The organism is Lysobacter arseniciresistens ZS79, assembly GCF_000768335.1.
Classification (GTDB): Bacteria; Pseudomonadota; Gammaproteobacteria; order Xanthomonadales; family Xanthomonadaceae; genus Novilysobacter; species Novilysobacter arseniciresistens.
Genome location: NZ_AVPT01000028.1, coordinates 1 through 25,097 on the forward strand (window position 1 = coordinate 1; position 25,097 = coordinate 25,097).

Annotated in this window: 22 protein-coding genes; 4 read left to right on the forward strand and 18 right to left on the reverse strand. The window is 68.5% G+C overall.

What is annotated here, in order from left to right:
• The 4 genes from N799_RS11530 to acnD all read right to left on the reverse strand — a co-directional run.
• Window positions 1-970: OmpA family protein (locus tag N799_RS11530; RefSeq protein ID WP_036212546.1), on the reverse strand; the 970-nt coding region annotated here is incomplete at its 3' end.
• A 183-nt stretch (window positions 971-1,153) separates the two neighbouring features.
• Entirely contained in the window at window positions 1,154-2,614 is a 1,461-nt protein-coding gene (locus tag N799_RS11535) for a bifunctional 2-methylcitrate dehydratase/aconitate hydratase (RefSeq protein ID WP_036212549.1), read from the reverse strand.
• Between the two features lie 72 nt (window positions 2,615-2,686).
• Window positions 2,687-3,877 carry a 2-methylaconitate cis-trans isomerase PrpF gene (prpF, locus tag N799_RS11540; RefSeq protein ID WP_036212552.1) on the reverse strand — a complete coding sequence of 397 codons (1,191 nt, stop codon included), beginning with the start codon at window positions 3,875-3,877 and terminating at the stop codon, window positions 2,687-2,689.
• A 132-nt stretch (window positions 3,878-4,009) separates the two neighbouring features.
• A complete protein-coding gene (gene acnD, locus N799_RS11545; RefSeq protein WP_036212555.1) occupies window positions 4,010-6,634 on the reverse strand; it encodes a Fe/S-dependent 2-methylisocitrate dehydratase AcnD in 2,625 nt (874 codons plus the stop codon).
• Between the two features lie 231 nt (window positions 6,635-6,865).
• On the opposite strand from acnD, the gene N799_RS11550 reads away from it, so the two are divergent.
• The 3 genes from N799_RS11550 to N799_RS11560 all read left to right on the forward strand — a co-directional run bounded on the left by N799_RS11550 (window position 6,866) and on the right by N799_RS11560 (window position 10,452).
• Entirely contained in the window at window positions 6,866-8,902 is a 2,037-nt protein-coding gene (locus tag N799_RS11550; protein ID WP_036212558.1) for an NADPH-dependent 2,4-dienoyl-CoA reductase, read from the forward strand.
• Window positions 8,903-9,264: 362 nt separating this feature from the next.
• On the forward strand, window positions 9,265-9,723 hold the full coding sequence (locus tag N799_RS11555) for a cell wall hydrolase (RefSeq protein WP_036212665.1): 459 nt from the start codon (window positions 9,265-9,267) through the stop codon (window positions 9,721-9,723).
• Window positions 9,724-9,840: 117 nt separating this feature from the next.
• A complete protein-coding gene (locus N799_RS11560; protein ID WP_036212561.1) occupies window positions 9,841-10,452 on the forward strand; it encodes a glutathione S-transferase family protein in 612 nt (203 codons plus the stop codon).
• A 71-nt stretch (window positions 10,453-10,523) separates the two neighbouring features.
• On the opposite strand, the gene prpC is transcribed toward N799_RS11560, so the two are convergent.
• The 5 genes from prpC to N799_RS11585 form a co-directional block, all read right to left on the reverse strand.
• Window positions 10,524-11,672 (reverse strand): bifunctional 2-methylcitrate synthase/citrate synthase, encoded by a 1,149-nt coding sequence (prpC, locus tag N799_RS11565; protein WP_036212564.1) that lies wholly within the window; start codon window positions 11,670-11,672, stop codon window positions 10,524-10,526.
• Between the two features lie 3 nt (window positions 11,673-11,675).
• The gene (gene prpB / locus N799_RS11570) at window positions 11,676-12,566 is read right to left on the reverse strand and encodes a methylisocitrate lyase (RefSeq protein WP_036212567.1); all 891 of its coding nucleotides are present in this window, start codon (window positions 12,564-12,566) and stop codon (window positions 11,676-11,678) included.
• Window positions 12,567-12,720: 154 nt separating this feature from the next.
• Window positions 12,721-13,707, reverse strand: coding sequence for a malate dehydrogenase (locus tag N799_RS11575; RefSeq protein ID WP_036212570.1), 987 nt, complete (start codon window positions 13,705-13,707; stop codon window positions 12,721-12,723).
• A gap of 30 nt (window positions 13,708-13,737) precedes the next feature.
• Window positions 13,738-14,943 (reverse strand): pyridoxal phosphate-dependent aminotransferase, encoded by a 1,206-nt coding sequence (locus N799_RS11580; protein ID WP_036212574.1) that lies wholly within the window; start codon window positions 14,941-14,943, stop codon window positions 13,738-13,740.
• A gap of 175 nt (window positions 14,944-15,118) precedes the next feature.
• Window positions 15,119-15,616: a peptidylprolyl isomerase gene (locus tag N799_RS11585; protein WP_036212577.1), complete on the reverse strand. Its 498-nt coding sequence runs from the start codon at window positions 15,614-15,616 to the stop codon at window positions 15,119-15,121.
• A 138-nt stretch (window positions 15,617-15,754) separates the two neighbouring features.
• Between N799_RS11585 and typA the strand changes: the two genes are divergently transcribed.
• Complete coding sequence (gene typA / locus N799_RS11590; protein WP_036212580.1) at window positions 15,755-17,602, forward strand: translational GTPase TypA; 1,848 nt, start codon at window positions 15,755-15,757, stop codon at window positions 17,600-17,602.
• An 85-nt stretch (window positions 17,603-17,687) separates the two neighbouring features.
• On the opposite strand, the gene N799_RS11595 is transcribed toward typA, so the two are convergent.
• The 9 genes from N799_RS11595 to rplO all read right to left on the reverse strand — a co-directional run bounded on the left by N799_RS11595 (window position 17,688) and on the right by rplO (window position 25,096).
• Window positions 17,688-19,076: a class II 3-deoxy-7-phosphoheptulonate synthase gene (locus N799_RS11595; protein WP_052101507.1), complete on the reverse strand. Its 1,389-nt coding sequence runs from the start codon at window positions 19,074-19,076 to the stop codon at window positions 17,688-17,690.
• A 90-nt stretch (window positions 19,077-19,166) separates the two neighbouring features.
• Window positions 19,167-19,658: a disulfide bond formation protein B gene (locus N799_RS11600; RefSeq protein ID WP_036212583.1), complete on the reverse strand. Its 492-nt coding sequence runs from the start codon at window positions 19,656-19,658 to the stop codon at window positions 19,167-19,169.
• 188 nt (window positions 19,659-19,846) lie between these two features.
• On the reverse strand, window positions 19,847-20,221 hold the full coding sequence (gene rplQ, locus N799_RS11605; RefSeq protein ID WP_036212586.1) for a 50S ribosomal protein L17: 375 nt from the start codon (window positions 20,219-20,221) through the stop codon (window positions 19,847-19,849).
• Between the two features lie 224 nt (window positions 20,222-20,445).
• The gene (locus N799_RS11610) at window positions 20,446-21,444 is read right to left on the reverse strand and encodes a DNA-directed RNA polymerase subunit alpha (RefSeq protein WP_036212588.1); all 999 of its coding nucleotides are present in this window, start codon (window positions 21,442-21,444) and stop codon (window positions 20,446-20,448) included.
• Window positions 21,445-21,502: 58 nt separating this feature from the next.
• Window positions 21,503-22,132 carry a 30S ribosomal protein S4 gene (gene rpsD, locus N799_RS11615; protein WP_036212592.1) on the reverse strand — a complete coding sequence of 210 codons (630 nt, stop codon included), beginning with the start codon at window positions 22,130-22,132 and terminating at the stop codon, window positions 21,503-21,505.
• 14 nt (window positions 22,133-22,146) lie between these two features.
• Complete coding sequence (gene rpsK, locus N799_RS11620) at window positions 22,147-22,539, reverse strand: 30S ribosomal protein S11 (protein ID WP_036212595.1); 393 nt, start codon at window positions 22,537-22,539, stop codon at window positions 22,147-22,149.
• 10 nt (window positions 22,540-22,549) lie between these two features.
• A complete protein-coding gene (gene rpsM / locus N799_RS11625) occupies window positions 22,550-22,906 on the reverse strand; it encodes a 30S ribosomal protein S13 (RefSeq protein WP_036212598.1) in 357 nt (118 codons plus the stop codon).
• A gap of 386 nt (window positions 22,907-23,292) precedes the next feature.
• Window positions 23,293-24,651 (reverse strand): preprotein translocase subunit SecY, encoded by a 1,359-nt coding sequence (gene secY / locus N799_RS11630; protein WP_036212601.1) that lies wholly within the window; start codon window positions 24,649-24,651, stop codon window positions 23,293-23,295.
• Window positions 24,652-24,658: 7 nt separating this feature from the next.
• Window positions 24,659-25,096 carry a 50S ribosomal protein L15 gene (gene rplO / locus N799_RS11635; RefSeq protein ID WP_036212604.1) on the reverse strand — a complete coding sequence of 146 codons (438 nt, stop codon included), beginning with the start codon at window positions 25,094-25,096 and terminating at the stop codon, window positions 24,659-24,661.
• Between the last annotated feature and the right edge of the window lies 1 nt (window position 25,097).

Genomic DNA, 25,097 nt, shown 5'->3' on the forward strand with positions numbered 1-25,097 from the left:
TGGCGCGACGCTCCGACAGCGACTGGTTGTAGGCGTCCGAACCGCACAGGTCGGTGTGACCGGCCACCTCGACCCGCAGGTCCGGGTAACGCTGCAGGATCTGCACCGCCTCGCTCAGGATCGCGACCGCGTCCGGACGCAGCGTCGACTTGTCGAAGTCGAAGTTCACGCCCTTCAGGTCGATCGACACCGGCACCGGGCAACCATCCGGACCGATGGTCTGGCCGGCCTGCGAGCCCGGGCACTTGTCGTCGCAGTTGTTGACGCCGTCACCGTCGTCGTCCAGGTCCGCGCAGCTCGGCGCAACCGGGGCCGGGGCGACCGGGGCGACCGGCTCCGGACCCAGCGGCACGACCACGCCGACCGAGGCCAGCACGTCGCCGAACCAGTCGGCGCCGTCGTCGCGCGGCACTTCGTCGCTCAGGAACGCGCCGATGCTGTCGTCGTCCGCGTCGATGCGGTAGGCCAGCTCGGTACGGATCGCGACGCGACCGACGTCACCCTGCACGCCGAAGCCGAGCTTGCCGGCAACGGTGCCGTCTTCACGCTCGCTCGGGGCGCCGTTGCGCTCGAAGCGCGCCGGCAGCAGCGGGTTGGAGGGGTCGAACTCCTCCTCGGCACGCTGGTAGCCCAGGCCCATCACCACGTACGGGTTCCAGGCGCGGCCTTCGGCGATGAAGTGGCGGCGGACGTCGAACGAGATGCCGTACTGGCTCCAGTTCAGGTCCTGGTTACGGTCGGCCTGCGGGTTCTGGTAGTTCAGCTCGCCGTCGACCGACCAGTAGGGGTTGATGAACTTGCCGACGCCGATCGCACCGAACGGCGCGTTGCGGGTGCCGCGATCGTTGTCCTGGATGTTCATGCCGGCGGTACCGGTGACATACCAGCGGTCGTCGAATTCCTGCGCACTGGCCGTGCCGACCATCGTCAGACCACCCAGCAGGGCGGCGCAGAGGAGTTTCTTATTCATTCGTATCTCCTTGTTCACTCAAAATGTTGGAAACCGCGTCTGCGAGGATCCTTACCGTTTGGGGACGGCCGCCAGATGACGCCATCGCGGCGCAGGTTAGGTTCCGACCCGTGAAGACGGTGTTAACAGTCGTCTAACATTCGCGGAAGTTCCCGGGATCCGCGTTTCGCCGTAAAGCGCGGTTCAGTTACGCAGCATCGCCATCAGGGCGGTAATCGGGGTCGCGTCGAACCTGTCAGGCGACGCGGCTAGTGCCAGCAGGCGTTCGGCGCCATCGGCCGGCAAACGAGCACGGACCGCGCGCTCGAACTTCGCCATCAGCAGCGGGATGCCCTCTTCACGGCGCCTGCGGTGGCCAACCGGGTAATCGATCGAAACCCGGTCGGTATGGCTGCCGTCAGTGAAGAACACCTGCACCGAATTGCCGATGTAGCGTTTTTCGGGGTCGAAGTAATCACGGGTGAAGCCGGGATTCTCGCTCACCGTCATTTTGCCGCGCAGGGCATCGATGCGCGGATCGGCGGCGACGGCGTCGGTGTAATCGTCGGCGGTCAGCCGGCCGAAGATCAGCGGTACGGCGACCATGTACTGGATGCAGTGGTCGCGGTCGGCGTAGTTGTGCAGCGGGCCGGTCTTGTCGATGATCCGCGCGCCGGCCTGCTGGGTCTGGATCTCGATGCGTTCGATGTCGCCGAGGCGGTCCCGGACCTGGCCGTGCAGGGCCATCGCGCACTCCACCGCGGTCTGGGCGTGGAACTCGGCGGGGTAGCTGATCTTGAACAGGACATTCTCCATCACGTAGCTGCCGAACGGGCGCTCGAATTCGAACGGCTTGCCGTTGAAGGCGATGTCGTAGAAGCCCCAGGTCGGCACGCTCAGTGCGCTCGGGTAGCCGACCACGCCCTTCACGGCATTGAGGGCGTGGGTGACCGCGCGGCGGCAGGCGTCGCCGGCGGCCCAGCTCTTGCGCGGGCCGGTGTTGGGCGCGTGGCGGTAGGTGCGCAGCACGCCGTTGTCGATCCAGCTGTGCGAGACCGCGGTCCAGATCGCGTCGCGGTCGCCGCCGAGCATGTGGGTGGCGACGGCGGTCGAGGCCAGCCGCACCAGGATGACGTGGTCGAGGCCGACCCGGTTGAACGAGTTCTTCAGCGCGTAGCAGCCCTGGATCTCGTGCGCCTTGATCGCGTAGGCGAGCACGTCGCGGACGGTCAGTGCCTGCCCGCTCTTGCCTTCTCCTTCCGCTTCGGCCTTGCGACCCAGGTAGTCGGCGACGGCGAGGATCGCGCCGAGGTTGTCGGACGGATGGCCCCACTCGGCCGCCAGCCAGGTGTCGTTGAAGTCGAGCCAGCGGATCTGCACGCCGATGTTGTAGGCGGCCTGGACCGGGTCGAGCTCATGCGTGGTGAACGGCACGCGCGCGCCGCCCTTCATGTCCGCGCCGGGCACCAGCGGACCGAGGTGCTTTACACATTCCTCGTGGTCCATCGCCAGCGCCGTGCAGGCCAGCGAGTCCAGCAGCATGTAGCGGGCGGTGTCGAAGGCTTCCCGCGAGTCGACGGTGTAGCCGGCCACGTAGTCGGCGACGTCCAGCATCGGCCGGTCGGGATCGGGACGGATGGTGGAGCGCTGGTCGAACCGGCTCATGGCACATCCTCCGGAGGGGAGCCGCCATTGTGACCCGTCCCCTCCGGCGGGGCCTTCACCCGACCTGCAGGATCACGCGCCCGGCAGGGTCTCCGCCGGCACCCGCACCGCCCCCTCCATCAGCACGCGTGCGCTGCGGCTCATCACCGCCTTGGTCACCGTCCAGCGGCCATCGACCTGCTCCGCCTGCGCGCCGACCCGCAGGGTGCCGGAGGGATGGCCGAAGCGCACCGCCTCGCGCTGGCCGCCGCCGGCCGCGGCATGCACCAGGGTGCCCGGGATCGACGCGGCGGTGCCGATCGCCACCGCCGCGGTGCCCATCATCGCGTGGTGCAGCTTGCCCATCGACAGCGCGCGCACCAGTAGGTCGACGTCGCCGGCGGCGATGCGCTTGCCGCTGGAGGCGACGTGGTCGGCCGGCGGCGCGACGAACGCGACCTTGGGCGTGTGCTGGCGCGTGGCGGCCTGCTCGACGTTCCCGATCAGGCCCATGCGCACCGCGCCGTATGCGCGGATCGTCTCGAAACGCGCCAGCGCCTGCGGGTCACCGTTGATGGCGTCCTGCAGCTCGGTGCCGGTGTAGCCGAGGTCGGCGGCGTCGAGGAAGATGGTCGGGATGCCGGCGTTGATCAGGGTGGCCTTGAACGTGCCGACACCGGGCACCTCGAGGTCGTCGACCAGGTTCCCGGTCGGGAACATGGCGCCCTCGCCCTCGTCGGCCGGGTCGACGAACTCCAGCTGGATCTCGGCCGCCGGGAAGGTCACGCCGTCGAGTTCGAAATCACCGGTCTCCTGCACCTGACCGTCGGTCATCGGCACGTGGGCGACGATGGTCTTGCCGATGTTGGCCTGCCAGATCCGCACGGTGGCGATGCCGTCGCGCGGCACCCTGGCAGGATCGATCAGGCCGGCGCTGATCGCGAACGGCCCGACGGCCGCGCTCAGGTTGCCGCAGTTACCGCTCCAGTCGACGAACGCACTGTCGATGGAGACCTGGCCGTACAGGTAATCGACGTCGTGGCCCGGTTTCGTCGACTCCGAAATGATCACGCACTTGCTGGTGCTCGAGGTCGCCCCGCCCATGCCGTCGGTGTGCTTGCCGTAGGGATCGGGCGAGCCGATCACGCGCATCAGCAAGGCATCGCGCGCCGGGCCGGGGGCCTGCGCCGCGGCGGGCAGGTCCTGCAGGCGGAAGAACACGCCCTTGCTGGTGCCGCCGCGCATGTAGGTGGCGGGGATGCGGAGTTGCGGGGCGTGTGGCATGGGGTTTTCCTGGCGATCGGTTCTTGTTGATGCGCCTCCGCGGGCGGACCTCGCGGCTGCTGCACTGCTGCTTTTGCTCGTCATTCCCGCGTAGGCGGGAATGACGTTCCGGGGTTGGAAGGGACCTGGCGATCAAGTCCCAACCTGCGCCTCCCGCGCCGACTCGAAGAAGTCGTTGGCGAAGCGCTGCAGCACGCCGCCGGCCTCGTAGATGGCCACCTCCTCGGCGGTGTCGAGGCGGCAGGTGACCGGCACCTCGACCCGCTCGCCGCTGCGGCGGTGGATCACCAGCGTCAGCGTCGCGCGCGGTGCGGGCGTGCCGCTCACGTCGTAGGTCTCGGTGCCATCGATGCCCAGCGTGTTGCGGTCGGTGCCGGGCAGGAACTCCAGCGGCAGCACGCCCATGCCGATCAGGTTGGTGCGGTGGATGCGCTCGAAGCCCTCGGCGGCGATCGCCTCCACGCCGGCCAGGCGCACGCCCTTGGCGGCCCAGTCGCGCGAGCTGCCCTGGCCGTAGTCGGCACCGGCGATGATGATCAGCGGCTGGCGGCGCTCCATGTAGGTCTCGATCGCCTCCCACATGCGGGTGACCTGCCCGTCCGGTTCGATGCGGGCGAGCGAGCCCTGCCGCACGTCGCCGGCCTCGTCGCGCACCATCTCGTTGAGCAGCTTGGGGTTGGCGAAGGTCGCCCGCTGCGCGGTCAGGTGGTCGCCGCGGTGGGTCGCGTAGGAATTGAAGTCCTCCTCCGGCAGGCCCATCTTCGCCAGGTATTCGCCGGCGGCGCTGCTGGCGAGGATCGCGTTCGACGGCGACAGGTGGTCGGTGGTGATGTTGTCGCCGAGCACCGCCAGCGGGCGCATGCCGCGCAGCGTGCGTTCGCCGGCGAGCGCACCCTCCCAGTACGGGGGGCAGCGGATGTAGGTGCTCATCTCGCGCCAGTCGTACAGCGGCGAGACCTTGCTGCCGTGCCCGGCGCGCAGGTTGAACATCGGCTCGTACACGCGGCGGAACTGCTCGGGCTTGACGTGCTCGCGCACGATCGCGTCGATTTCCTCATCCGAAGGCCAAAGATCCTTGAGCGTCACCGGATTGCCTTGCGCATCAAGCCCGAGCACGTCCTTCTCGATGTCGAAGCGGACCGTGCCGGCCACCGCGTACGCGACCACCAGCGGCGGCGAGGCGAGGAACGCCTGCTTCGCATACGGGTGGATGCGGCCGTCGAAGTTGCGGTTGCCCGACAGCACCGCAGTGACGTACAGGTCGCGGTCGACGATTTCCTGCTGGATCTTCGGGTCGAGCGCGCCGCTCATGCCGTTGCAGGTGGTGCAGGCGAAGCCGACGATGCCGAAACCGAGCTTCTCCAGCTCCGGCAGCAGGCCGGCCTCCTCCAGGTACAGCTGCACCGCCTTCGAGCCCGGCGCGAGCGAGGTCTTGACCCACGGCTTGCGCACCAGGCCCAGCGCGTTCGCCTTCTTCGCCAGCAGGCCGGCGGCGATCACGTTGCGCGGATTAGACGTGTTGGTGCAGCTGGTGATCGCGGCGATGATCACCGCGCCGTCGGGCATCAGGCCCTGGGCCTCCTGCGCACGCGCGGCGTCGAGGTTGCCGGCGATGCCGCGCTCGGCCAGCGCCGAGGTCGGCAGGCGCCGGTGCGGGTTGGAGGGGCCGGCCATGTTGCGGGTCACGGTCGACAGGTCGAAGCCCAGCGTGCGCTCGTACTGGGCGGTGGCCAGCGCGTCGGCCCACAGGCCGGTGTGCCTGGCGTAGGTCTCGACCAGCTTGACCTGCTCGTCGTCGCGCCCGGTCAGGCGCAGGTAGTCGATCGTGTTCTCGTCGATGAAGAACATCGCCGCGGTCGCGCCGTACTCGGGCGCCATGTTCGAGATCGTGGCGCGGTCGCCGAGGGTCAGCGCACGCGCCCCCTCGCCACGGAACTCGAGGTAGGCGCCGACCACCTTCGACTGGCGCAGGAACTCGGTCAGCGCCAGCACGATGTCGGTGGCGGTGATGCCGGGCTGCGGCTTGCCGGTCAGCTCGACGCCGACGATCTCGGGCAGCCGCATCCACGAGGCGCGGCCGAGCATCACGCTCTCGGCCTCCAGTCCGCCGACGCCGACCGCGATCACGCCCAGCGCATCGACGTGCGGGGTGTGGCTGTCGGTGCCGACGCAGGTGTCGGGGAACGCCACGCCGTCCTGCACGTAGACCACCGGCGACATCTTCTCCAGGTTGATCTGGTGCATGATCCCGTTGCCCGGCGGGATCACGTCGACGTTCCTGAACGCGTGCTTCGTCCACTCGATGAAGTGGAAGCGGTCCTCGTTGCGGCGCTCCTCGATCGCGCGGTTCTTGGTAAAGGCATCGGGGTCGAAGCCGCCGCACTCGACCGCCAGCGAGTGGTCGACGATCAGCTGGGTCGGCACCACCGGGTTGACCTGCGCCGGGTCGCCGCCGCGCTGGGCGATCGCGTCGCGCAGGCCGGCCAGGTCGACCAGCGCGGTCTGGCCGAGGATGTCGTGGCAGACCACGCGCGCCGGGAACCACGGGAAGTCGAGATCCCGGCGGCGCTCGATGAGCTGGACCAGGTAATCACGCAGCTGCGCCGGGTCGGCGCGGCGCACCAGGTTCTCCGCATGCACGCGCGAGGTGTACGGCAGCGTGTCGTACGCGCCGGGCTGGATCGCCTCGACGGCGGCGCGGGTGTCGAAGTAGTCGAGCGCGGTGCCCGGCAGCGGCTTGCGGTAATCGGTGTTCATGCGGATATCGGCTCTCTTGCGTGGCGACGACGCGCGCGCGGACCAGCCCCGCCGTGAAGCATCGGGGGCCGGCCGCGAAACGTGGTGGGTCGATTATCGCATCCGGCCCGGCGCCGGCCATCGGCGACGGCCGTGGAACCGGTGTCCGGCGCGACCATCCCCGCCGGCCGGCAGCTTGCCGCGGGGGCGTTTTGGCGGCATCGTGGCTGTTTCCGTACGCCTGCGTATCCCATGTCCGACGCCGCCGCGCATCCGCTCTACCCCCACCTGTTCGCCCCGCTCGACCTGGGCTTCTGCACGCTGCCCAACCGGGTGCTGATGGGCTCGATGCACACCGGGCTGGAGGACCGCGCGCGCGACTTCCCGCGGCTGGCCGCCTACTTCGCGGAGCGCGCCGCAGGCGGCGTCGGGCTGATCGTCACCGGCGGCTTCTCGCCCAACATCACCGGCTGGCTCAAGCCTTTCGGCGGCACGCTGTCGTCGCGCTGGCAGGTCGGCCGGCACCGGCAGGTCACCGGTGCGGTGTATGCGCAAGGCGGCCGCATCTGCCTGCAGATCCTGCATTCGGGTCGCTATGGCTACCACCCGCTGCAGGTCGCGCCGAGCCGGATCAAGTCGCCGATCAACCCGTTCACCCCGCGGGCGCTGTCGGCGCGCGGGGTCGAACGGCAGATCCGTGCATTCGTCGACACCGCGCGGCTGGCGCGCGACGCCGGTTACGACGGCGTCGAGGTGATGGGCTCGGAGGGCTACCTGCTCAACCAGTTCACCGCGCCGCGCACCAACCGGCGCGACGACGCGTTCGGCGGCGATGCGGCGCGGCGGATGCGTTTCGCGGTGGAAATCGTGCGCCGCATCCGCGAGGCCTGCGGACCGGACTTCATCCTCGTCTACCGGCTGTCGATGATCGACCTGGTCGATGACGGCCTGGCCTGGGACGAGGTGGTGCAGCAGGCGCGCGCGGTCGAGGCGGCCGGCGCGACCCTGATCAACACCGGCATCGGCTGGCACGAGGCGCGGGTGCCGACCATCGCCACTTCGGTGCCGCGCGGCGCGTTCGCGGGCATCACCGCGCGCCTCAGGCCCGAGGTCTCGGTGCCGCTGGTCACCACCAACCGGATCAACATGCCCGACGTCGCCGAGCGCATCCTCGCCGCCGGCGACGCCGACATGGTGTCGATGGCGCGACCGCTGCTGGCCGACCCGCAGTGGGTGGCGAAGGCACGGGCCGCGCGTCCCGACACGATCAACACCTGCATCGCCTGCAACCAGGCCTGCCTCGACCATGTGTTCGAGAACCGCACCGCCAGTTGCCTGGTCAACCCGCGTGCCTGCCACGAGACCGAGCTGGTCTACCGCCCGGCGACCGCGCCGCGGCGCATCGCGGTGGTCGGCGCGGGCCCGGCGGGACTGGCCTGCGCCACCGTCGCCGCCGGTCGCGGCCACGCGGTCACGCTGTTCGAGGCCGCCGGTGCGATCGGCGGGCAGTTCAACCTCGCCCGCCGCATCCCCGGCAAGGAGGAGTTCGACGAGACGGTCCGCTATTTCGACGGCGAGATCGGACGCACCGGCGTTGACCTGCGGCTGGGCACCCGGGCCGACGCGGCGACGCTTGCCGGCTTCGACCACGTGGTGCTCGCCACCGGCGTGGTCCCGCGCGCGGTCGACTTCCCCGGCGCCGGGCACCGGAAGGTGGTCGGCTACCTCGACATCCTGCGCGGCGACGTCGTCGCGGGCGCGCGGGTGGCGGTGATCGGTGCCGGCGGGATCGGTTTCGACGTCTCCGAGTTCCTGGTCCAGTCGGGCACCTCGCCGGCGCTCGACCCGGCCCGCTGGCGCGCCGAATGGGGGGTCGACCTCGACTACCGCGAAAACCGCGGCGGCCTGGGCGCGCCCCACCCGCCCGTCGCCGCCCGCGAGGTCTGGCTGCTGCAGCGCAGCCCCGGCCGCCCCGGCGCGCGGCTGGGCAGGACCACCGGCTGGATCCACCGCGCCACCCTGAAGAACCACGGCGTGCACATGTGGGGCGGGGTCGAGTACCTCGGGATCGACGACGACGGGCTGCGAATCCGCCGCGACGGCAACGAGCAGACCCTGCCGGTGGACCACGTGGTGGTCTGCGCCGGGCAGGAGCCACACCGGCCGCTGCAGGCGGCGCTGGCCGGCTCCGGCATCCCCGTCACCGTTATCGGCGGCGCCGACGTCGCGGCCGAACTCGATGCCAAACGGGCGATCCGGCAGGGCTGCGAGGTCGCCGCCGACCTCTAGCCTGCCGGAAACTGAACAGGCTTAACGGCCCCGGCGGCGTCGGCCGTGCGTGTAAATGCCTGAACAGGCAGGTTTTCGTGGCCTGCGTCACGGAACGGCAGTGCTTTTGGCTGTGCCTGTCAAGCGTCGCCATTCACATCGCGTTTATCTTTCGGCCGCTACCTTGCGCCAACTTTTTCAGCCGCCCCTCGCGGCCACCCACCACCGGCCCGCCTTCTGCGGTCCCCGGTGACGGGGCAAAGCGCGCCATCAGAGCCGCCGCCCTCCCCAGTACGCCATGCCGGTTGCCTTGCGGTTCCCCGCCCTCCCGAGGAGGTGCGGCCCGTCGAGTGCGGCCGGCGCAACGGAGCAAGGAGTTCGACATGAAACTCGCGTGGATCCTGTGGCTGGCTTCCGTGCTGCCACCGCAAACCGCCGATTCGCTGTGCCTCAGCACGACGCTGTACCTGGAAGCCCGCAACCAGTCGGTGCAGGGGCAGCAGGCCGTCGCCGAGGTCGCCCTGCGCCGACGCGACAGCGGCCTCTGGGGCGACAGCGTCTGCGAGGTGGTGACCGCCCGCAAGCAGTTCGCCCCGACCCTGGTCTCGCCCAACTACCGCCTCAGCAATACCGAGGCCTGGGCCGAGTCGGTGACGGTTGCCCTGGAGGCGCAGCGCAACTGGCAGCTGCCGCCCGGCGAGCGCCAGGAGATTGTCCCCGGCGCGAGCCATTTCGCCGCGCTGGCAATCGCCAGCCCGAGCTGGCGCAATGCCTACCAGGTGGCCAAGATCGGCGACCACACGTTCCTGAAGGTACAGAACCTCAAGCCGCGCGAGTCCTGAGGCACGCCGGCGCAACGGCGCGTCGCGAAAACGTGGACGGTTTACCCCGACGGGTCGGCGACAATGCCGGCCCGTCTTCGCATCCGCGCGTTGACCGACATCCCGACAGGAGGTTGCATGAAGCTCTACACCAAACCCGGCGCATGCTCGACCGCCGACCACATCGCCCTGCAGTGGTCGGGTGCCCCGCACACGGTCGAGGTCATGACCGGCGAATCGCTGAAGTCACCCGAATACCTCGCGATCAACCCCGCCGGCACCGTGCCGGTGCTGGTCGACGGCGACTTCGTGCTGACCCAGAACGCGGCGATCATGGGCTACATCGCCGACCGCTTCCCCGACGGCGGGCTCGCCGGCGACGGCAGCGCGCGCGACCGCGCCGAGGCGACCCGCTGGCTGGCGTTCGTCAACGCCGACGTGCACCCGGCTTTCACCCCGCTGTTCGCGCCGGGCAAGTTCGTGGCCGACGAGGCGCAGCACGCGCCACTGGGCGACGCCGCCCGCAAGCGCATCCGCGGCCTGATGGAGACCGCCGACCGCCGGCTGGGCGGGCGCGACTGGCTCGCCGGCTTCCGCAGCTTCGCCGACCCCTACTTCTACATGACCGTGCGCTGGGCCCATGGCCTGGGCGTGGACATGGGCGGGCTCGACAACGTGGCCGCGTTCAAGGCGCGCATGGAGGCCGATGCAGGCGTGCGGAAAGTGCTCGCCGACGAAGGCCTGGCCTGACCGCCACGCCCTTCCGGACACGAAAAAGGCCGCTCCCCGAGCGGCCTTTTCCGTTGCTGCACCCGTCGCGCTCAGCGCGCGTCGAGCGATACGTAGTCGCGGTCTTCCGGCCCGGTGTAGTTGGCGCTGGGGCGGATGATCTTGCCGTCCTCGCGCTGCTCGATCACGTGCGCGGCCCAGCCGGTGGTGCGGGCGATCACGAACAGCGGCGTGAACATCGGGGTCGGGATGCCCATCATGTGGTAGGCGCTGGCGCTGTACCAGTCGAGGTTCGGGAACATCTTCTTGGTGTCCATCATCAGGTTCTCGATGCGCTCGGACACGTCGAACAGGACCTGGTTGCCGCCGTCCTTGCACAGCTTGCGGCTGAGCTCCTTGATGATCGGGTTGCGCGGGTCGCCGACCGTGTACACCGGGTGGCCGAAGCCGATCACGATCTCCTTGCGCTCCATCCGCGCGCGGATGTCGGCCTCGGCCTCGTCGGCGGTCGCGTAGCGGCTGATGATGTCCATCGCCACTTCATTGGCGCCGCCGTGCTTGGGCCCGCGCAGCGCGCCGATCGCGCCGGTGATGCACGAATGCAGGTCGCTGCCGGTACCGGCGATCACGCGCGCGGTAAACGTCGAGGCGTTGAACTCGTGTTCGGCGTAGAGGATCAGCGACTTGTCGAGCGCGTCGGCGTGCAATGCGGTCGGCGGCTCGCCGTGCAGCAGGTGCAGGAAGTGCGCGGCGACGGAGTCGTCGTCGGTCTCGGTATCGATCCGGCGGCCGTTGCGGGTGAAGTGCCACCAGTACAGCAGCATCGAACCGAAGCTGGCGATCAGGCGGTCGGCGATGTCGCGCGCCTCGCTGGCCGGGTGGCCGTCGCGCTCGGGCAGCACGGTGCCGAGCACCGAGCAGCCGGTGCGCAGCACGTCCATCGGATGGGCGTTGGCCGGCACCAGCTCCAGCGCCTCGGTGACGATCGCCGGCAGGCCGCGCAGGCGCCGCAGCTTGGTCCGGTAGGCGCCGAGCTGGGCCCTGGTCGGCAACGCGCCGTGCACGAGCAGGTGGGCGACTTCCTCGAAGGTCGACTTGGTCGCCAGGTCCTTGATGTCGTAGCCGCGGTAATGCAGGTCGTTGCCGCTGCGGCCGACCGTGCACAGCGCGGTGTTGCCGGCGGCGGTGCCGGACAGGGCGACCGACTTCTTCGGCTTGGGCAGGGTGATGTTGTCGCTCATGGCTTACTCCTTGTCGTTCTGTTGCGCGAACAGCGCGTCGAGCTTGTCCTCGTACTCGTGGTAGCCGAGGAAGTCGTACAGCTCGGCGCGCGTCTGCAGCGTGTCGATGATGTTTTTCTGGGTGCCCTCGCGGCGCACCGTCTCGTAGAAGTGCAGCGCGGCCTTGTTCATCGCGCGGTAGGCGCCGCAGCAATACAGGGCGATGTCGACGTTGGCGTCACGCAACTCGTCGGTGGTGAAGAACGGGGTCGAGCCGAACTCGGTCAGGTTGGCGAGGATCGGCACCTTCACCGCGGCCTTGAACCGGCGATAGTCGTCGAGGGTCTTCATCGCCTCGGGGAAGATCATGTCGGCGCCGGCCTCGACATAGGCCACCGCACGCTCGATCGCCGAATCGATGCCCTCGGCCGCGGCGGCGTCGGTGCGCGCCATGATCACGAAGGCGTCGTCGCCGCGCGCATCGACCGCGGCCTTGACCCGGTCGACCATCTCGCCCTTGCTCACCACTTCCTTGCCCGGGCGGTGGCCACAGCGCTTCTGGCCGACCTGGTCCTCCATGTGCACCGCTGCGACGCCGACGCGCTCGAAGCTGCGGATGGTGCGGCCGATGTTGAACGCACCGCCCCAGCCGGTATCGATGTCGACCAGCAGCGGCATCCCGGTGGCGTCGACGATGCGGCGGGCGTCGGTCAGCACGTCCTCCATCGTCGAGATGCCGAGGTCCGGCATGCCCAGCGAGTTGGCGGCCACGCCGCCGCCGGACAGGTACAGCGCCTTGTAACCGGTGCGCTTGGCCATCAGCCCGGCATAGGCGGTGATCGCGCCCATGACCTGCAGCGGGGATTCGGAGGCGACGGCATCGCGGAAACGCGCGCCGGCGGAAAGGTGGCTCATGTGTTCTCCACGTCGGGTGGCAAGCCCGTGATTCTATCCGAGCGGCCGACCCGGCCCTGCCCTGTCACGACCGGTTCGGGGCTTTGCACGCCCCCGGAACGAAGAAGGGCGGCCCGCTGGACCGCCCTTCGTTGCTTCGATACGCGCTACCGGATCAACCCAGCAGGTGGGCGACGCCCTCGCGCTCTTCCTCGAGCTCGGCCAGGGTCTTGTCCATGCGCTCGCGCGAGAAGGCATCGATCTCCAGACCCTCGACGCGCTTGTACTCGCCGTTTTCGGTGGTCACCGGCACGCCGTAGATGATGCCCTCGGGGATGCCGTAGCTGCCGTCCGACGGCACGCCCATGGTCACCCAGTCGCCGTTGCTGCCCAGCACCCAGTCACGGACGTGGTCGATCGCGGCATTGGCCGCCGAGGCCGCCGACGACAGGCCGCGCGCTTCGATGATCGCCGCGCCGCGCTTGCCCACCTTGGGGATGAACTCGTTGGCGTTCCAGTCGGCGTCGTCGACCTTGTCCTTCAGCGACTGGCCGCCGACGGTGGCGAAGCGGTAGTCCGGGTACATGGTGGGGCTGTGGTTGCCCCAGACCACCAGGTTCTTGATGTCGCCGACCTTGACGCCCGCCTTGTTGGCCAGCTGGCTCAGCGCGCGGTTGTGGTCCAGGCGCAGCATCGCGGTGAAGTTCTTGGCCGGCAGGTCCGGCGCCGACTTCATCGCGATGTAGGCGTTGGTGTTGGCCGGGTTGCCGACCACCAGTACCTTGACGTCGCGGCTGGCGACCTTGTTCAGCGCGGCGCCCTGGGCGGTGAAGATCTTGGCGTTCTCCAGCAGCAGGTCCTTGCGCTCCATGCCCGGGCCGCGCGGACGCGCGCCGACCAGCAGGGCGATGTCGGCGTCCTTGAACGCGACCTCGGCGTCGTCGGTGCCGACCATGCCGGCCAGCAGCGGGAACGCGCAGTCCTCCAGCTCCATCATCACGCCCTTCAGCGCGGCCTGGGCCTTCTCCATCGGCAGCTCGAGCATCTGCAGGATGACCGGCTGGTCCTTGCCCAGCATTTCACCGGAAGCGATGCGGAACAGCAGGGAATAGCCGATCTGGCCGGCAGCGCCGGTGACGGCAACGCGGACGGGGGATTTCATGGTCGATCTCCGGGAAACGTGATGACGGCTTCAGCTCAGTTCGCTGAAGAATTCCTTGAAGCGCTCGATGCCGGGCGCCAGTTGCGGCGTCGGGCAGGTGTAGCTGATGCGCAGCGCGCGCGGCTCGCCGAACGCCGAGCCCGGCACGCAGGCCACGCCCTTCGCTTCCAGCAGCACGCTGCAGAACTCGACGTCGTTGCCGACGACCTTGCCGGTCGGACCGTGGGTCTTGCCGAACGCACAGCTGATGTCCGGGAACACGTAGAACGCGCCCTGCGGCCGCGGGCAGACCAGCCCGGGGATCGAGTTCATGACTTCCATGACCTGGTCGCGCTTGGCCTGGAACTCGGCGCACTTGGCGTCGGGCACGTCCTGCGGGCCGGCCAGCGCGGCGGTGGCGGCGGCGTTGACGACTTCCGGCAGGCTGGTGATGTGGTTGGAGTTCATCGTCACCACGGCCTGCGCCACCACTTCCGGCCCGGCCATGAAGCCGACGCGCCAGCCCGGCATGCCGTAGGTCTTGGACAGCGAGTCGACGAAGATCACCCGGTCCTTGAGCTCCGGGCGGGCGTGTACGAAGTTATGGTAACCCACGCCGTCGAACACCATGCGGTTGTAGATGTCGTCGGTGATGATCCAGGTATCCGGATACTTGGCGATGACATCGGCCAGCGCGGCGATCTCGTCCTTGCCGTAGACCATGCCGGTCGGGTTGGACGGGTTGTTGAACAGCAGCACCCGCGGCTTCTTCGCCAGCGCGGCATCGAGCTGGGCCGGGGTCAGCTTGTAGTCCTGCTCCGGCGGGCACGGCAGCAGCTCGACCCTGGCGTTGACGATCTCGGCGATGTCGAGGTAGCTGGTCCAGTACGGGGTCGGGAAGGCGATCGTGTCGCCCTCGTCCAGCAGTGCCTCGGCGAGGTTGTAGAGCACGTGCTTGGCACCGACGCCGGTCGCCAGGTTGGCCTTGGTGTAACCGGTCAGGCCGATCTTTTCGATGTGCTGCAGGAACGCCTCCAGCATCGCGTCGGCGCCGCGGTTGCTGCCGTACTGGCCACTGTCGTGCTCCAGTGCCTCGCGGGCGGCCTGGTAGACGTGCTCGCCGGGCAGGAAATTCGGCACGCCGATCGAGAAGCTGATGATGTCGCGGCCTTCTGACTTCAGGCGCTTGGCCTTCTCGGCAATCTGCATGATCGCGCTGGGCTTGGCGCGACCGATGCGCCGGGCGAGCTGGGGCATCTTGGTGACCTCGGGTGGGGTGGTCGGAAGTGGCCGCGGCCGCGGCCGTTCAACCGGAAAATGGTACCACGTGAAACTAATTCGGCCCGGGGGTTCCGGGCCGAAGGACGGCGGGCCGGCGGACGCTATCGGCCCCGGCGAGGCGGCCGACGGACCCGTCGCGGCGGGGCCGCGGTTACCTGGCGTCGAGGGTCTTGTTCCAGTCGGCCACGCGGTCGGCCTTGGCGGCCAGGGCGGCATCGACGTCGCCTTCCAGCGTCACCGACTTGATCCTGTCGCCCTGCTTGATGCTGTCGACCACCTCCATGCCGTCGAGCACCTTGCCGAACACGGTGTGCTTGCCGTTCAGCCACGGGCACGGCACGTGGGTGATGAAGAACTGGCTGCCGTTGGTGCCCGGGCCCGCGTTGGCCATCGAGAGCACCCCGCGGTCATGGGACAGGCCGTTGGAGGTCTCGTCCTCGAAGCGGTAGCCCGGGCCGCCGGTGCCGGTGCCCTGCGGGCAGCCGCCCTGGACCATGAAGTCATTGATGACGCGGTGGAAGTTCAGGCCATCGTAGAAGCCGCGCTTGGCCAGGTTGGCGAAGTTGGCCACGGTCAGCGGGGCCTTCTCGGGCTCCATCTGGATGCGGATCGGGCCGCGGTCGGTGTCGAAAGTGGCGATCAGGCTCATGGGGGATGCTCCGGTGGAAGATGAATGCGTCGACCGCCAAGGATACTCCAGCACCCCGCCGCTGCCGTGCGGACCGGGACTTTCTATATACTGGCCGACTTCCTTTCAAAAAGAGCCGCGCCCCGGGCGCCCTTCCGCATGTCCATCGAACGCCTGCGCAACATCGCCATCGTCGCCCACGTCGACCACGGCAAGACCACCCTCGTCGACCAGCTGCTCAAGCAGTCCGGCACCCTCAACGAGCGCACGGTCCTGTCCGAGCGCGTGATGGACAGCGGCGACATCGAGAAGGAGCGTGGCATCACGATCCTCTCGAAGAACACCGCGATCCGCTGGACCGACCCGAAGACCGGCGAGAGCTGGCGCATCAACATCGTCGACACCCCCGGGCACGCCGACTTCGGCGGCGAGGTCGAGCGCGTGCTGTCGATGGTCGACTCGGTCCTGATCCTGGTCGACGCGATGGACGGGCCGATGCCGCAGACCCGCTTCGTCACCCAGAAGGCCTTCGCGATGGGTTTCAAGCCGATCGTGGTGGTCAACAAGGTCGACCGCCCGGGCGCGCGCGCCAGCTGGGTGCTGGACCAGACCTTCGACCTGTTCGACCGCCTGGGCGCCACCGACGACCAGCTCGACTTCACCACCGTCTACGCCTCCGGCCTGCAGGGCTACGCGGGCATGGACGAGAGCGTACGCGACGGCGACATGACCCCGCTGTTCGAAGCCATCTGCCAGCACGTGCCGGCGCCGGACGTCGACCCCGACGGCCCGTTCCAGATGCGCGTGACCTCGCTGGACTACAACAGCTACGTCGGCATGATCGGCGTCGGCCGCATCCAGCGCGGCAAGGTCAAGACCAACCAGCAGGTCACCGTGATCGACCGCGAGGGCAAGACCCGCAACGGCAAGGTGCTGCAGGTGCTCGGCTTCATGGGCCTTGAGCGCATCGAAGTGCCCGAGGCCAGCGCCGGCGACATCATCGCGTTTTCCGGCATCGACCCGCTGGGCATCTCCGACACCCTGTGCGACCCGTCCGCGGTCGAGCAACTGCCGGTGCTGACGGTCGACGAGCCGACCATCTCGATGACCTTCCAGGTCAACGACTCGCCGTTTGCCGGGGTCAAGGAGCGCAGCGGTGGCAAGTTCCTGACCTCGCGCCAGCTGCGTGACCGCCTGACCCGCGAGACCGCGCACAACGTCGCGCTGAAGGTCGAGGACACCAGCGACGCCGACAAGTTCAAGGTCTCCGGCCGCGGCGAACTGCACCTGTCGATCCTGATCGAGAACATGCGCCGCGAGGGCTACGAACTGGCGGTGTCGCGCCCGGAGGTCATCATCAAGGAGATCGACGGCGTCATGCAGGAGCCGTTCGAGCAACTGGTGGTCGACATGGAGGAGCAGTTCCAGGGCGGCGTGATGGGCCGGCTCGGCGAGCGCAAGGCGCTGCTGCAGAACATGGAGCCCGATGGCAAGGGCCGGGTGCGGCTGGAGTTCATCATCCCGGCGCGCGGCCTGATCGGTTTCCAGACCGAGTTCCGCACCCTGACCGCCGGTACCGGCCTGCTGTTCCACGTCTTCGACCACTACGGCCCGAAGATGGAGGGCGACATCGGCCAGCGCGTCAACGGCGTGCTGATATCCAACGGTACCGGGCCGTCGCCGGCCTACGCGCAGATCGCCATGCAGGAGCGCGGCCGCCTGTTCATCGAGCCGGGCGAGGAGATCTATGAGGGCCAGATCGTCGGCATCCACTCCAAGGACAACGACCTGACCGTCAACGCCCTGCGCGGCAAGCAGCTGACCAACTTCCGCGCCGCCGGCAGCGACAAGGACGAAGGCCTGATTCCACCGATCAAGCTGTCGCTGGAGCAGGCGCTGGAGTTCATCGACGACGACGAGCTGGTCGAGGTCACGCCCAAGCAGATCCGCCTGCGCAAGAAGCACCGCACCGAGAACGACCGCAAGCGCGCCAGCCGCGGCGGCTGATCGCCGGCCGGTCCGTCCGGACACGAAAAAGCCGCCCTGCCCGGGCGGCTTTTTTTGTGGCGCGGCGTCCGCTGCGGCCCGGTGGTCAGCCCGGCGTCGCCAGTTGCGCCTGCTTGCGCACGATCAGCATCGCGATCTCCAGCGACTGTTCGTAGTTGAGCCGCGGGTCGACGGTGGAGCGGTAGGCACGCTCGAGGTCGGCCTCGGTCAGGTCGCGCGCGCCGCCGAGGCATTCGGTGACGTCCTCGCCGGTCAGCTCCAGGTGCACGCCGCCGAGCCGCGTGCCGGCGGCGGCATGCAGGTCGAACGCCTGCTCCAGCTCGCTGCCGATGTTGGCGAAGCGCCGGGTCTTGTAGCCGTTGGCGGTGGCCTCGGTGTTGCCGTGCATCGGATCGCACACCCACAGCACCCGCCGCCCGTCGCGGCGCACCGCGTCGAGCAGCGGCGGCAGCTTCGTCGCGATCGCAGCCGCTCCCATGCGATGGATGAAGGTCAGCCGCCCCGGCTCGTCCTCCGGGTTGAGGATGTCGATCGTGCGCAGCAGCTGGTCCGGCGTCACCGACGGCCCGACCTTCAGCGCGATCGGGTTGCGGATGCCGCGGAAGTACTCGACGTGTGCGCCGTCGATCGCCGCGGTGCGCATGCCGATCCACGGGAAGTGCGTGCCCAGGTTGAACCAGCCCCAGTGGCGCGGCACCTGCCGGGTGATCGCCGACTCGTACGGCAGCAGCAGGGCCTCGTGCGAGGTGTAGAAGTCGACCCGGTTGAGGTTGTGCACCTCGGCGCCGGACAGGGTCTCCATGAAACGCACCGCGTCGCCGATCGACTCGACCATCTCGCGGTACTCGTCGGCCAGCGGCGAGTGGCCGACCCAGCTGAGGTTCCAGTACTCGGGATGATGCAGGTCGGCGAAACCGCCGTCGATCAGTGCGCGGACGAAGTTCATCGTCATTGCCGAGCGCGCGTGCGCCTTGACCATCCGGCGCGGGTCGGGGCGTCGCGCCGCCGCGTCGAACGCCGGCGCGTTGACCATGTCGCCGCGGTAGCTCGGCAGGGTCACGCCGTCGACCGTCTCGGTGTCGGCCGAGCGCGGCTTGGCGTACTGGCCGGCGAATCGCCCCACCCTCACGACCGGCTTGCGCAGGCCGTGGACGAGCACCAGGCTCATCTGCAGCAGCACCTTGAGCCGGTTCGACACCACTTCCGACGAGCAGGCGTCGAAGGTCTCGGCGCAGTCGCCGCCCTGCAGCAGGAAGCGCCTGCCCTCCTGCGCCTCGGCAAGCTGCTGCTTGAGAGCGAGGATCTCCCACGAGGTGACCAGCGGCGGCAGGCCTTTCAGTTCGCCGAGCACCGCCTCCAGTTCCGTCGGATCGGAATAGGTCGGCAGTTGCGCCGCCGGCCGCGTCCGCCACGAATCGACGTCCCAGCCGGACGGGAGGTTCACGGGTTGCAGGTTGCGGTCGGGGCTGGGCATCGGCGTGGGGTCAGGCGGTGGCGTCACGGCCCACCATCATCCGTCGCGGATGCGGGCAGTGCAAACGCCGCGTGGCCGCGACGCGCGCGGTCAGCGCCGGCGGAACGCCGCGTACGCCGCCCAGCCGGCCAGCAGCACGAACCACACCAGACTCCACGCCGGCATCGACAGGCCGAGGAACGTCCAGTCGACGTTCGCGCACTCGCCCGAACCGGTCATCACCTTGCGGATGACGCCACCGATCGGCATCACGTCGAGCATGTAGTCCAGCCCGGGGCCGCAGGCCGGTACCTGGTCGGGCGGCAGGTGCTGCAGGCGGACATGGTTGCCGGCCACCGCGATGCCGATCACCGAGGCGACCATCGCCAGTACGCCGTACGCCCGGCGCCCCGCCCGGCCCGTCGGCGCATGCAGGCCGCCGACCAGGAACACCACGCCGAGCACGGCGAAGGCCACGCGCTGGAAGATGCACAGCGGGCACGGCAGCAGGCCGCCGACCAGCTGCGTGTACAGCGCGTAGCCGATCAGTGCGGCACAGGCCAGGAAACCGAGCAGGAAGCGCGCGCGAAAGGACATGCTCATCGATCCGACGATATGGAGGCCGCCATTGTAGGAGCTGCCCTGGCCGCGATACCAACCCTTCCGGCCCGCTCGTCATGCCGGCGGCGGTTGAAGCCCTCCCGGGCGCGGGGCCGCAACGCAAGAAGCCCCGGGCTTGAACCGGGGCTTCTGCTGGATCGGAGGCTGCGGCGCAATGCCGCGCCGGCGGATTACTCCGCGGCGACGTCCGGGCGGTCGACCAGCTCGACGTAGGCCATCGGCGCGTTGTCGCCAGCGCGGAACCCGCACTTGAGGATGCGCAGGTAGCCGCCCGGGCGCTCGCTGTAACGCGGGCCAAGCTCGACGAACAGGGTGCCGACCGCTTCCTTGTCGCGCAGGCGCGAGAAAGCGAGGCGACGGTTGGCGACGCTGTCCTTCTTGGCCAGGGTGATCAGCGGCTCCGCGACGCGGCGCAGCTCCTTGGCCTTCGGCAGGGTGGTGCGGATCGCCCCGTGCTTGATGATCGAAGCGGCCATGTTGGAGAACATCGCATCGCGGTGGGCACTGGTGCGGCTGAACTTGCGGCCGGATTTCTGGTGGCGCATGACTTGGGTTCCTGTTGAATGCTGTAGCTGCTGGACGTCGTTGTCGCCATCGTGGCGGTGTGGCTTTGGACTGCGGATGGTCCGTGCCGGCCGTCCGTGACCGGCGATCCCGCGGACTTCGGCCCGTCGGGTGGTGCTACTGGATCACAACCCCGGTGGCTGCCGGGGGTCGCGCGCCGGGTGTTCGCCCGGGCGCGCGACGGTGCCGCGCAGGTTGCCGGGTCTCAGCCCATCATCCCGTGCGAGGCGATGCCGGCCGGCGGCCAGTTCTCGAGCTTCATGCCGAGCGAAAGGCCGCGCTGGGCGAGCACTTCCTTGATCTCGGTGAGCGACTTCTTGCCCAGGTTCGGGGTCTTGAGCAGCTCGACTTCGGTCTTCTGGATCAGGTCGCCGACGTAGTAGATGCTCTCGGCCTTGAGGCAGTTGGCCGAACGCACGGTCAGCTCCAGGTCGTCGATCGGGCGCAGCAGGATCGGGTCGACACCGTTGCTGGCCGGCTTCGCCGCACCGCGGTCGCGGTGGGTGAAGTCGCCGAACACCGACAGCTGGTCGCTGAGGATGTCGGCGGCGGTGCGCACGGCTTCCTCGGCGTCGATCGTGCCGTTGGTCTCGATGTCGATCACGAGTTTGTCGAGGTCGGTGCGCTGCTCGACACGGGCGGCCTCGACCGCGTAGGCGACGCGGCGGACCGGGCTGAAGCTGGCGTCCAGCATCAGGCGGCCGATCGCGCGGGTTTCCTCGTCCGGGCGGCGACGCGCGGCGGCCGGCTGGTAGCCGTAGCCACGCTCGATCTTGAGCCGCATGTTCAGCGCCATGTCCTTGGTCAGGTGGGCGATGACGTGCTCACCGTTGAGGATCTCGACGTTGTGGTCGGTCTTGATGTCGGCCGCGGTGACGATGCCGGGACCCTGCTTGGCCAGCGACAGCGTCGCCGACTCGCCGGTGTGCATGCGGATCGCGACATCCTTGAGGTTCAGCAGGACTTCGAGCACGTCCTCCTGCAGCCCCTCGACCGTGGTGTACTCGTGCAGCACGCCGTCGATCTCGACCTCGGTGATGGCGAAGCCCGGGATCGACGACAACAGCACGCGGCGCAGCGCATTGCCGAGGGTGTGGCCGTAGCCGCGCTCCAGCGGCTCGATCACGACCTTGGCGCGGTTGCCTGCGAGGCGTTCGATCTGGGGACCGCGGGGACGCAGTACCTGATTGGCGGTAACCGTCATGTTGTGGGGTCTCCTGCGAGCTTCCGGCCGGGGCCGGAAGGCTCAAGAACAGATGGGTTTACTTCGAGTAGAGCTCGATGATCAACGCTTCGTTGATATCGGCGGGCAGGTCGGTGCGGTCCGGCACCGCCTTGAACACGCCGGCGAACTTCTTCGAGTCGACCTCGATCCACGACGGCGACAGGTCCATCTGCTGGGCGACGGTCAGCGACTCCTGGACACGGAGCTGCTTCTGGGCGCGCTCGGACAGCGCCACCGCGTCGCCGGCCTTGACCTGGTACGACGGCAGGTTGACGGACTTGCCGTTGACGGTGACGCCGCGGTGGCTGACCAGCTGGCGCGCGGCCGGCCGGGTCACCGCGAAGCCCATGCGGTAGACGACGTTGTCCAGGCGGGTTTCCAGCAGTTGCAGGAGGATTTCGCCGGTGTTGCCACGCTTGGCGGCGGCCTTCTTGTAGTAGTTGCGGAACTGGCGCTCCAGCAGGCCGTAGATACGCTTGACCTTCTGCTTCTCGCGCAGCTGGTTGGCGTAGTCGGACAGCTTGCCGCGACGGGCGACGGGACCGTGCTGGCCGGGCTTCTGTTCCAGCTTGCACTTCGAATCAAGCGCGCGGGCCGGCGACTTCAGGCCGAGGTCGACACCTTCGCGACGCGAGAGCTTGCACTTGGGACCAATATAACGAGCCATGGTTCTTCAGCTCCTCAGACGCGACGCTTCTTCGGCGGACGGCACCCGTTGTGCGGGATCGGCGTCACGTCGATGATGTTGATGATCTTGTAGCCGACGTTGTTCAGCGAACGAACGGCGGACTCCCGACCCGGACCCGGGCCCTTGATGCGCACTTCCAGCGACTTGACGCCGTAGTCGAGCGCGGCACGACCGGCCTTCTCGGCGGCGACCTGGGCGGCGAACGGGGTCGACTTGCGCGAACCGCGGAAACCCGCGCCGCCCGAAGTCGCCCACGACAGCGCGTTGCCCTGGCGGTCGGTGATCGTGATGATGGTGTTGTTGAACGAAGCGTGGACGTGGGCGATGCCGTCGGTGACGACGCGCTTGATCTTCTTCTTCGTCTTGGCTTGTGCTGGCTTGGCCATTGTCTACCCCTTACTTCTTGATGGCCTTGCGCGGACCCTTGCGGGTACGTGCATTGGTCTTGGTGCGCTGGCCGCGCAGCGGCAGGCCGCGACGGTGGCGCAGGCCGCGGTAGCAGCCCAGGTCCATCAGGCGCTTGATGGCCATGCCGATCTCGCGGCGGAGGTCGCCCTCGACCACGAACTTGCCGATCTCGGCACGCAGGGCCTCGACCTCCGGCTCGGACAGGTCGCGGATCTTGGTCGACGAGTTGACGCCGGCCGACTCGCAGACCTGCTTGGAACGGGTACGGCCGATGCCGTAGATGCTTTGCAGCCCGACCCAGACGTGCTTCTGGGCAGGCAGGTTGACGCCCGCAATACGCGCCATAACGCGATCTCCAACTGGTTTGGCCGCCGGATCCTGACAACCCGGCTGGATGAACACTCGACAGAGTGAATCGGAAATTGTAACAAGGTCCCGGGTTCATAGGAAGCACACCGCGCCAGAGGCACGGGATGCCACGGCATGGGGAGTGTGCCCATGCTCCGGCGACGGATCAGGACTGCCAGGAAGCAACGGTGTCAGCCGCCGCCGCCGGGCACCGCGCACTACTCTGGCGCGCGGACCGGTCCGGACCCACCCGTGCGCGAGACGTCGCCCGGGTCGCCCTGCTGGAAGCCGGGAGCTGTGCCCGGCATTCCGATACTTCGTTCGCGCCGCCGCGGGGCGGTGGCGCGGGAACCGGCAGCTTCCGCCACCGGCACCCGGAAAAACTAGCGGGCGCCCAGACCGCCGCGCGAACCCTTCAGGTTCGCCTTCTTCAACAGGCTTTCGTACTGGTGGGACATCAGGTGCGCCTGGATCTGCGCGATGAAGTCCATCACCACCACCACCACGATCAGCAGCGAGGTACCGCCGAAGTAGAACGAGATGCCCATCTGGCTGCGCATCACTTCCGGCAGCAGGCAGACCAGCACCAGGTAGGCCGCACCGGCGGCGGTCAGCCGGGTCAGCACCGCGTCGACGTAATCGGCGGTTGCCTTGCCGGGACGGATGCCCGGGATCAGCGCACCCGACTTCTTCAGGTTGTCCGCGGTTTCCTGCGAGTTGAACACCAGCGCCGTGTAGAAGAACGCGAAGCCGGCGATCATGCCGCCATACAGGATCATGTGCAGCGGCTCGCCTGGACTCAGCCACTGGCTGACCTGCAGCATCTTCGACGATGCATCACCCTGGCCGAACCACGCCGCGGCGGTGGCAGGGAACATCACGATGCTGGACGCGAAGATCGGCGGGATCACGCCCGACATGTTGAGCTTCAGCGGCAGGAACGACGACTGGTTCATGTACGCGCTGCGGCCACCCTGGCGGCGCGCGTAGTTGACCGTGATCCGGCGCTGGCCGCGTTCGACGAACACCACGAAGTAGGTCACCGCCAACACGATCGCGACGATCGCCAGCGCCAGCAACGTGCTCATTTCGCCGTTGCGGACCTGCTCGAACATGCCGATCGCGGCCGACGGCAGGCCGGCGACGATGCCGGCGAAGATGATCAGCGAAACACCGTTGCCGATGCCGCGCTCGGTGACCTGCTCGCCGAGCCACATCAGGAACATGGTGCCGGCGGTCAGCGAGATCACCGCGGTCAGGATGAAGCCGAAGCCCGGGCTGTAGACCACCGGGATGCCCTGGCTGGCGCCACCGGCCTGCAGCGCGGTGGCGATGCCCCATGCCTGGAACACCGCCAGCGGGATCGAGCCCATCCGCGACCACTGGTTAATCTTGCGGCGGCCGGACTCGCCCTCTTTCTGGATCGCCTTCATGCTGGGCACGATCTGCACCAGCAACTGCATGATGATCGAGGACGAGATGTACGGCATCACGTTGAGCGCGAACAGGCTGAAGCGCTCCAGCGCACCACCGGAGAACATGTTGAACATGTCCACGATGGTGCCTTCCTGGGTTTCCATCAGCCGCAGCATCGCTTCGGGATTGACCCCCGGCACCGGGATGTAGCAACCGATGCGATAGACGATCAATGCCCCGATCACGAACAGCAGGCGCTGGCGGAGCTCGGTGAACTTCCCGAGCCCGCCGCCCATGCCGGCCATTGCGTTGCCGCTTCGCGCCATGCGTGGATTACTCCTCGACCTTGCCGCCGGCCGCCTCGATCGCGGCCTTCGCACCGGCCGTGGCGGCGACGCCCTTCAGCACGAACTTCTTGCTCAGCTCGCCCTTGGCGACGATCTTGGCGCGCTTGGCGGTGCTGTGCACCAGCTTGGCGGCACGCAGCGCGGCGAAATCGATATCGCCGGCCTCGAGCTTGTCGAGCTGATACAGCATGACCTCGGCGGTGTCGCCGGCGGTGCGGCTGCGGAAGCCGATCTTCGGCAGGCGCATGTGCATCGGCATCTGGCCGCCTTCGAAGCCGGCCTTGATCTTGCCCTTGCCCGAGCGCGCGAACGAGCCCTTGTGGCCGCGGCCAGCGGTCTTGCCGAGGCCGGAACCGATACCGCGACCGACGCGGGTGCGCTCGGTGCGGGCGCCGTCAGCCGGCTTGAGAGTGTTGAGACGCATG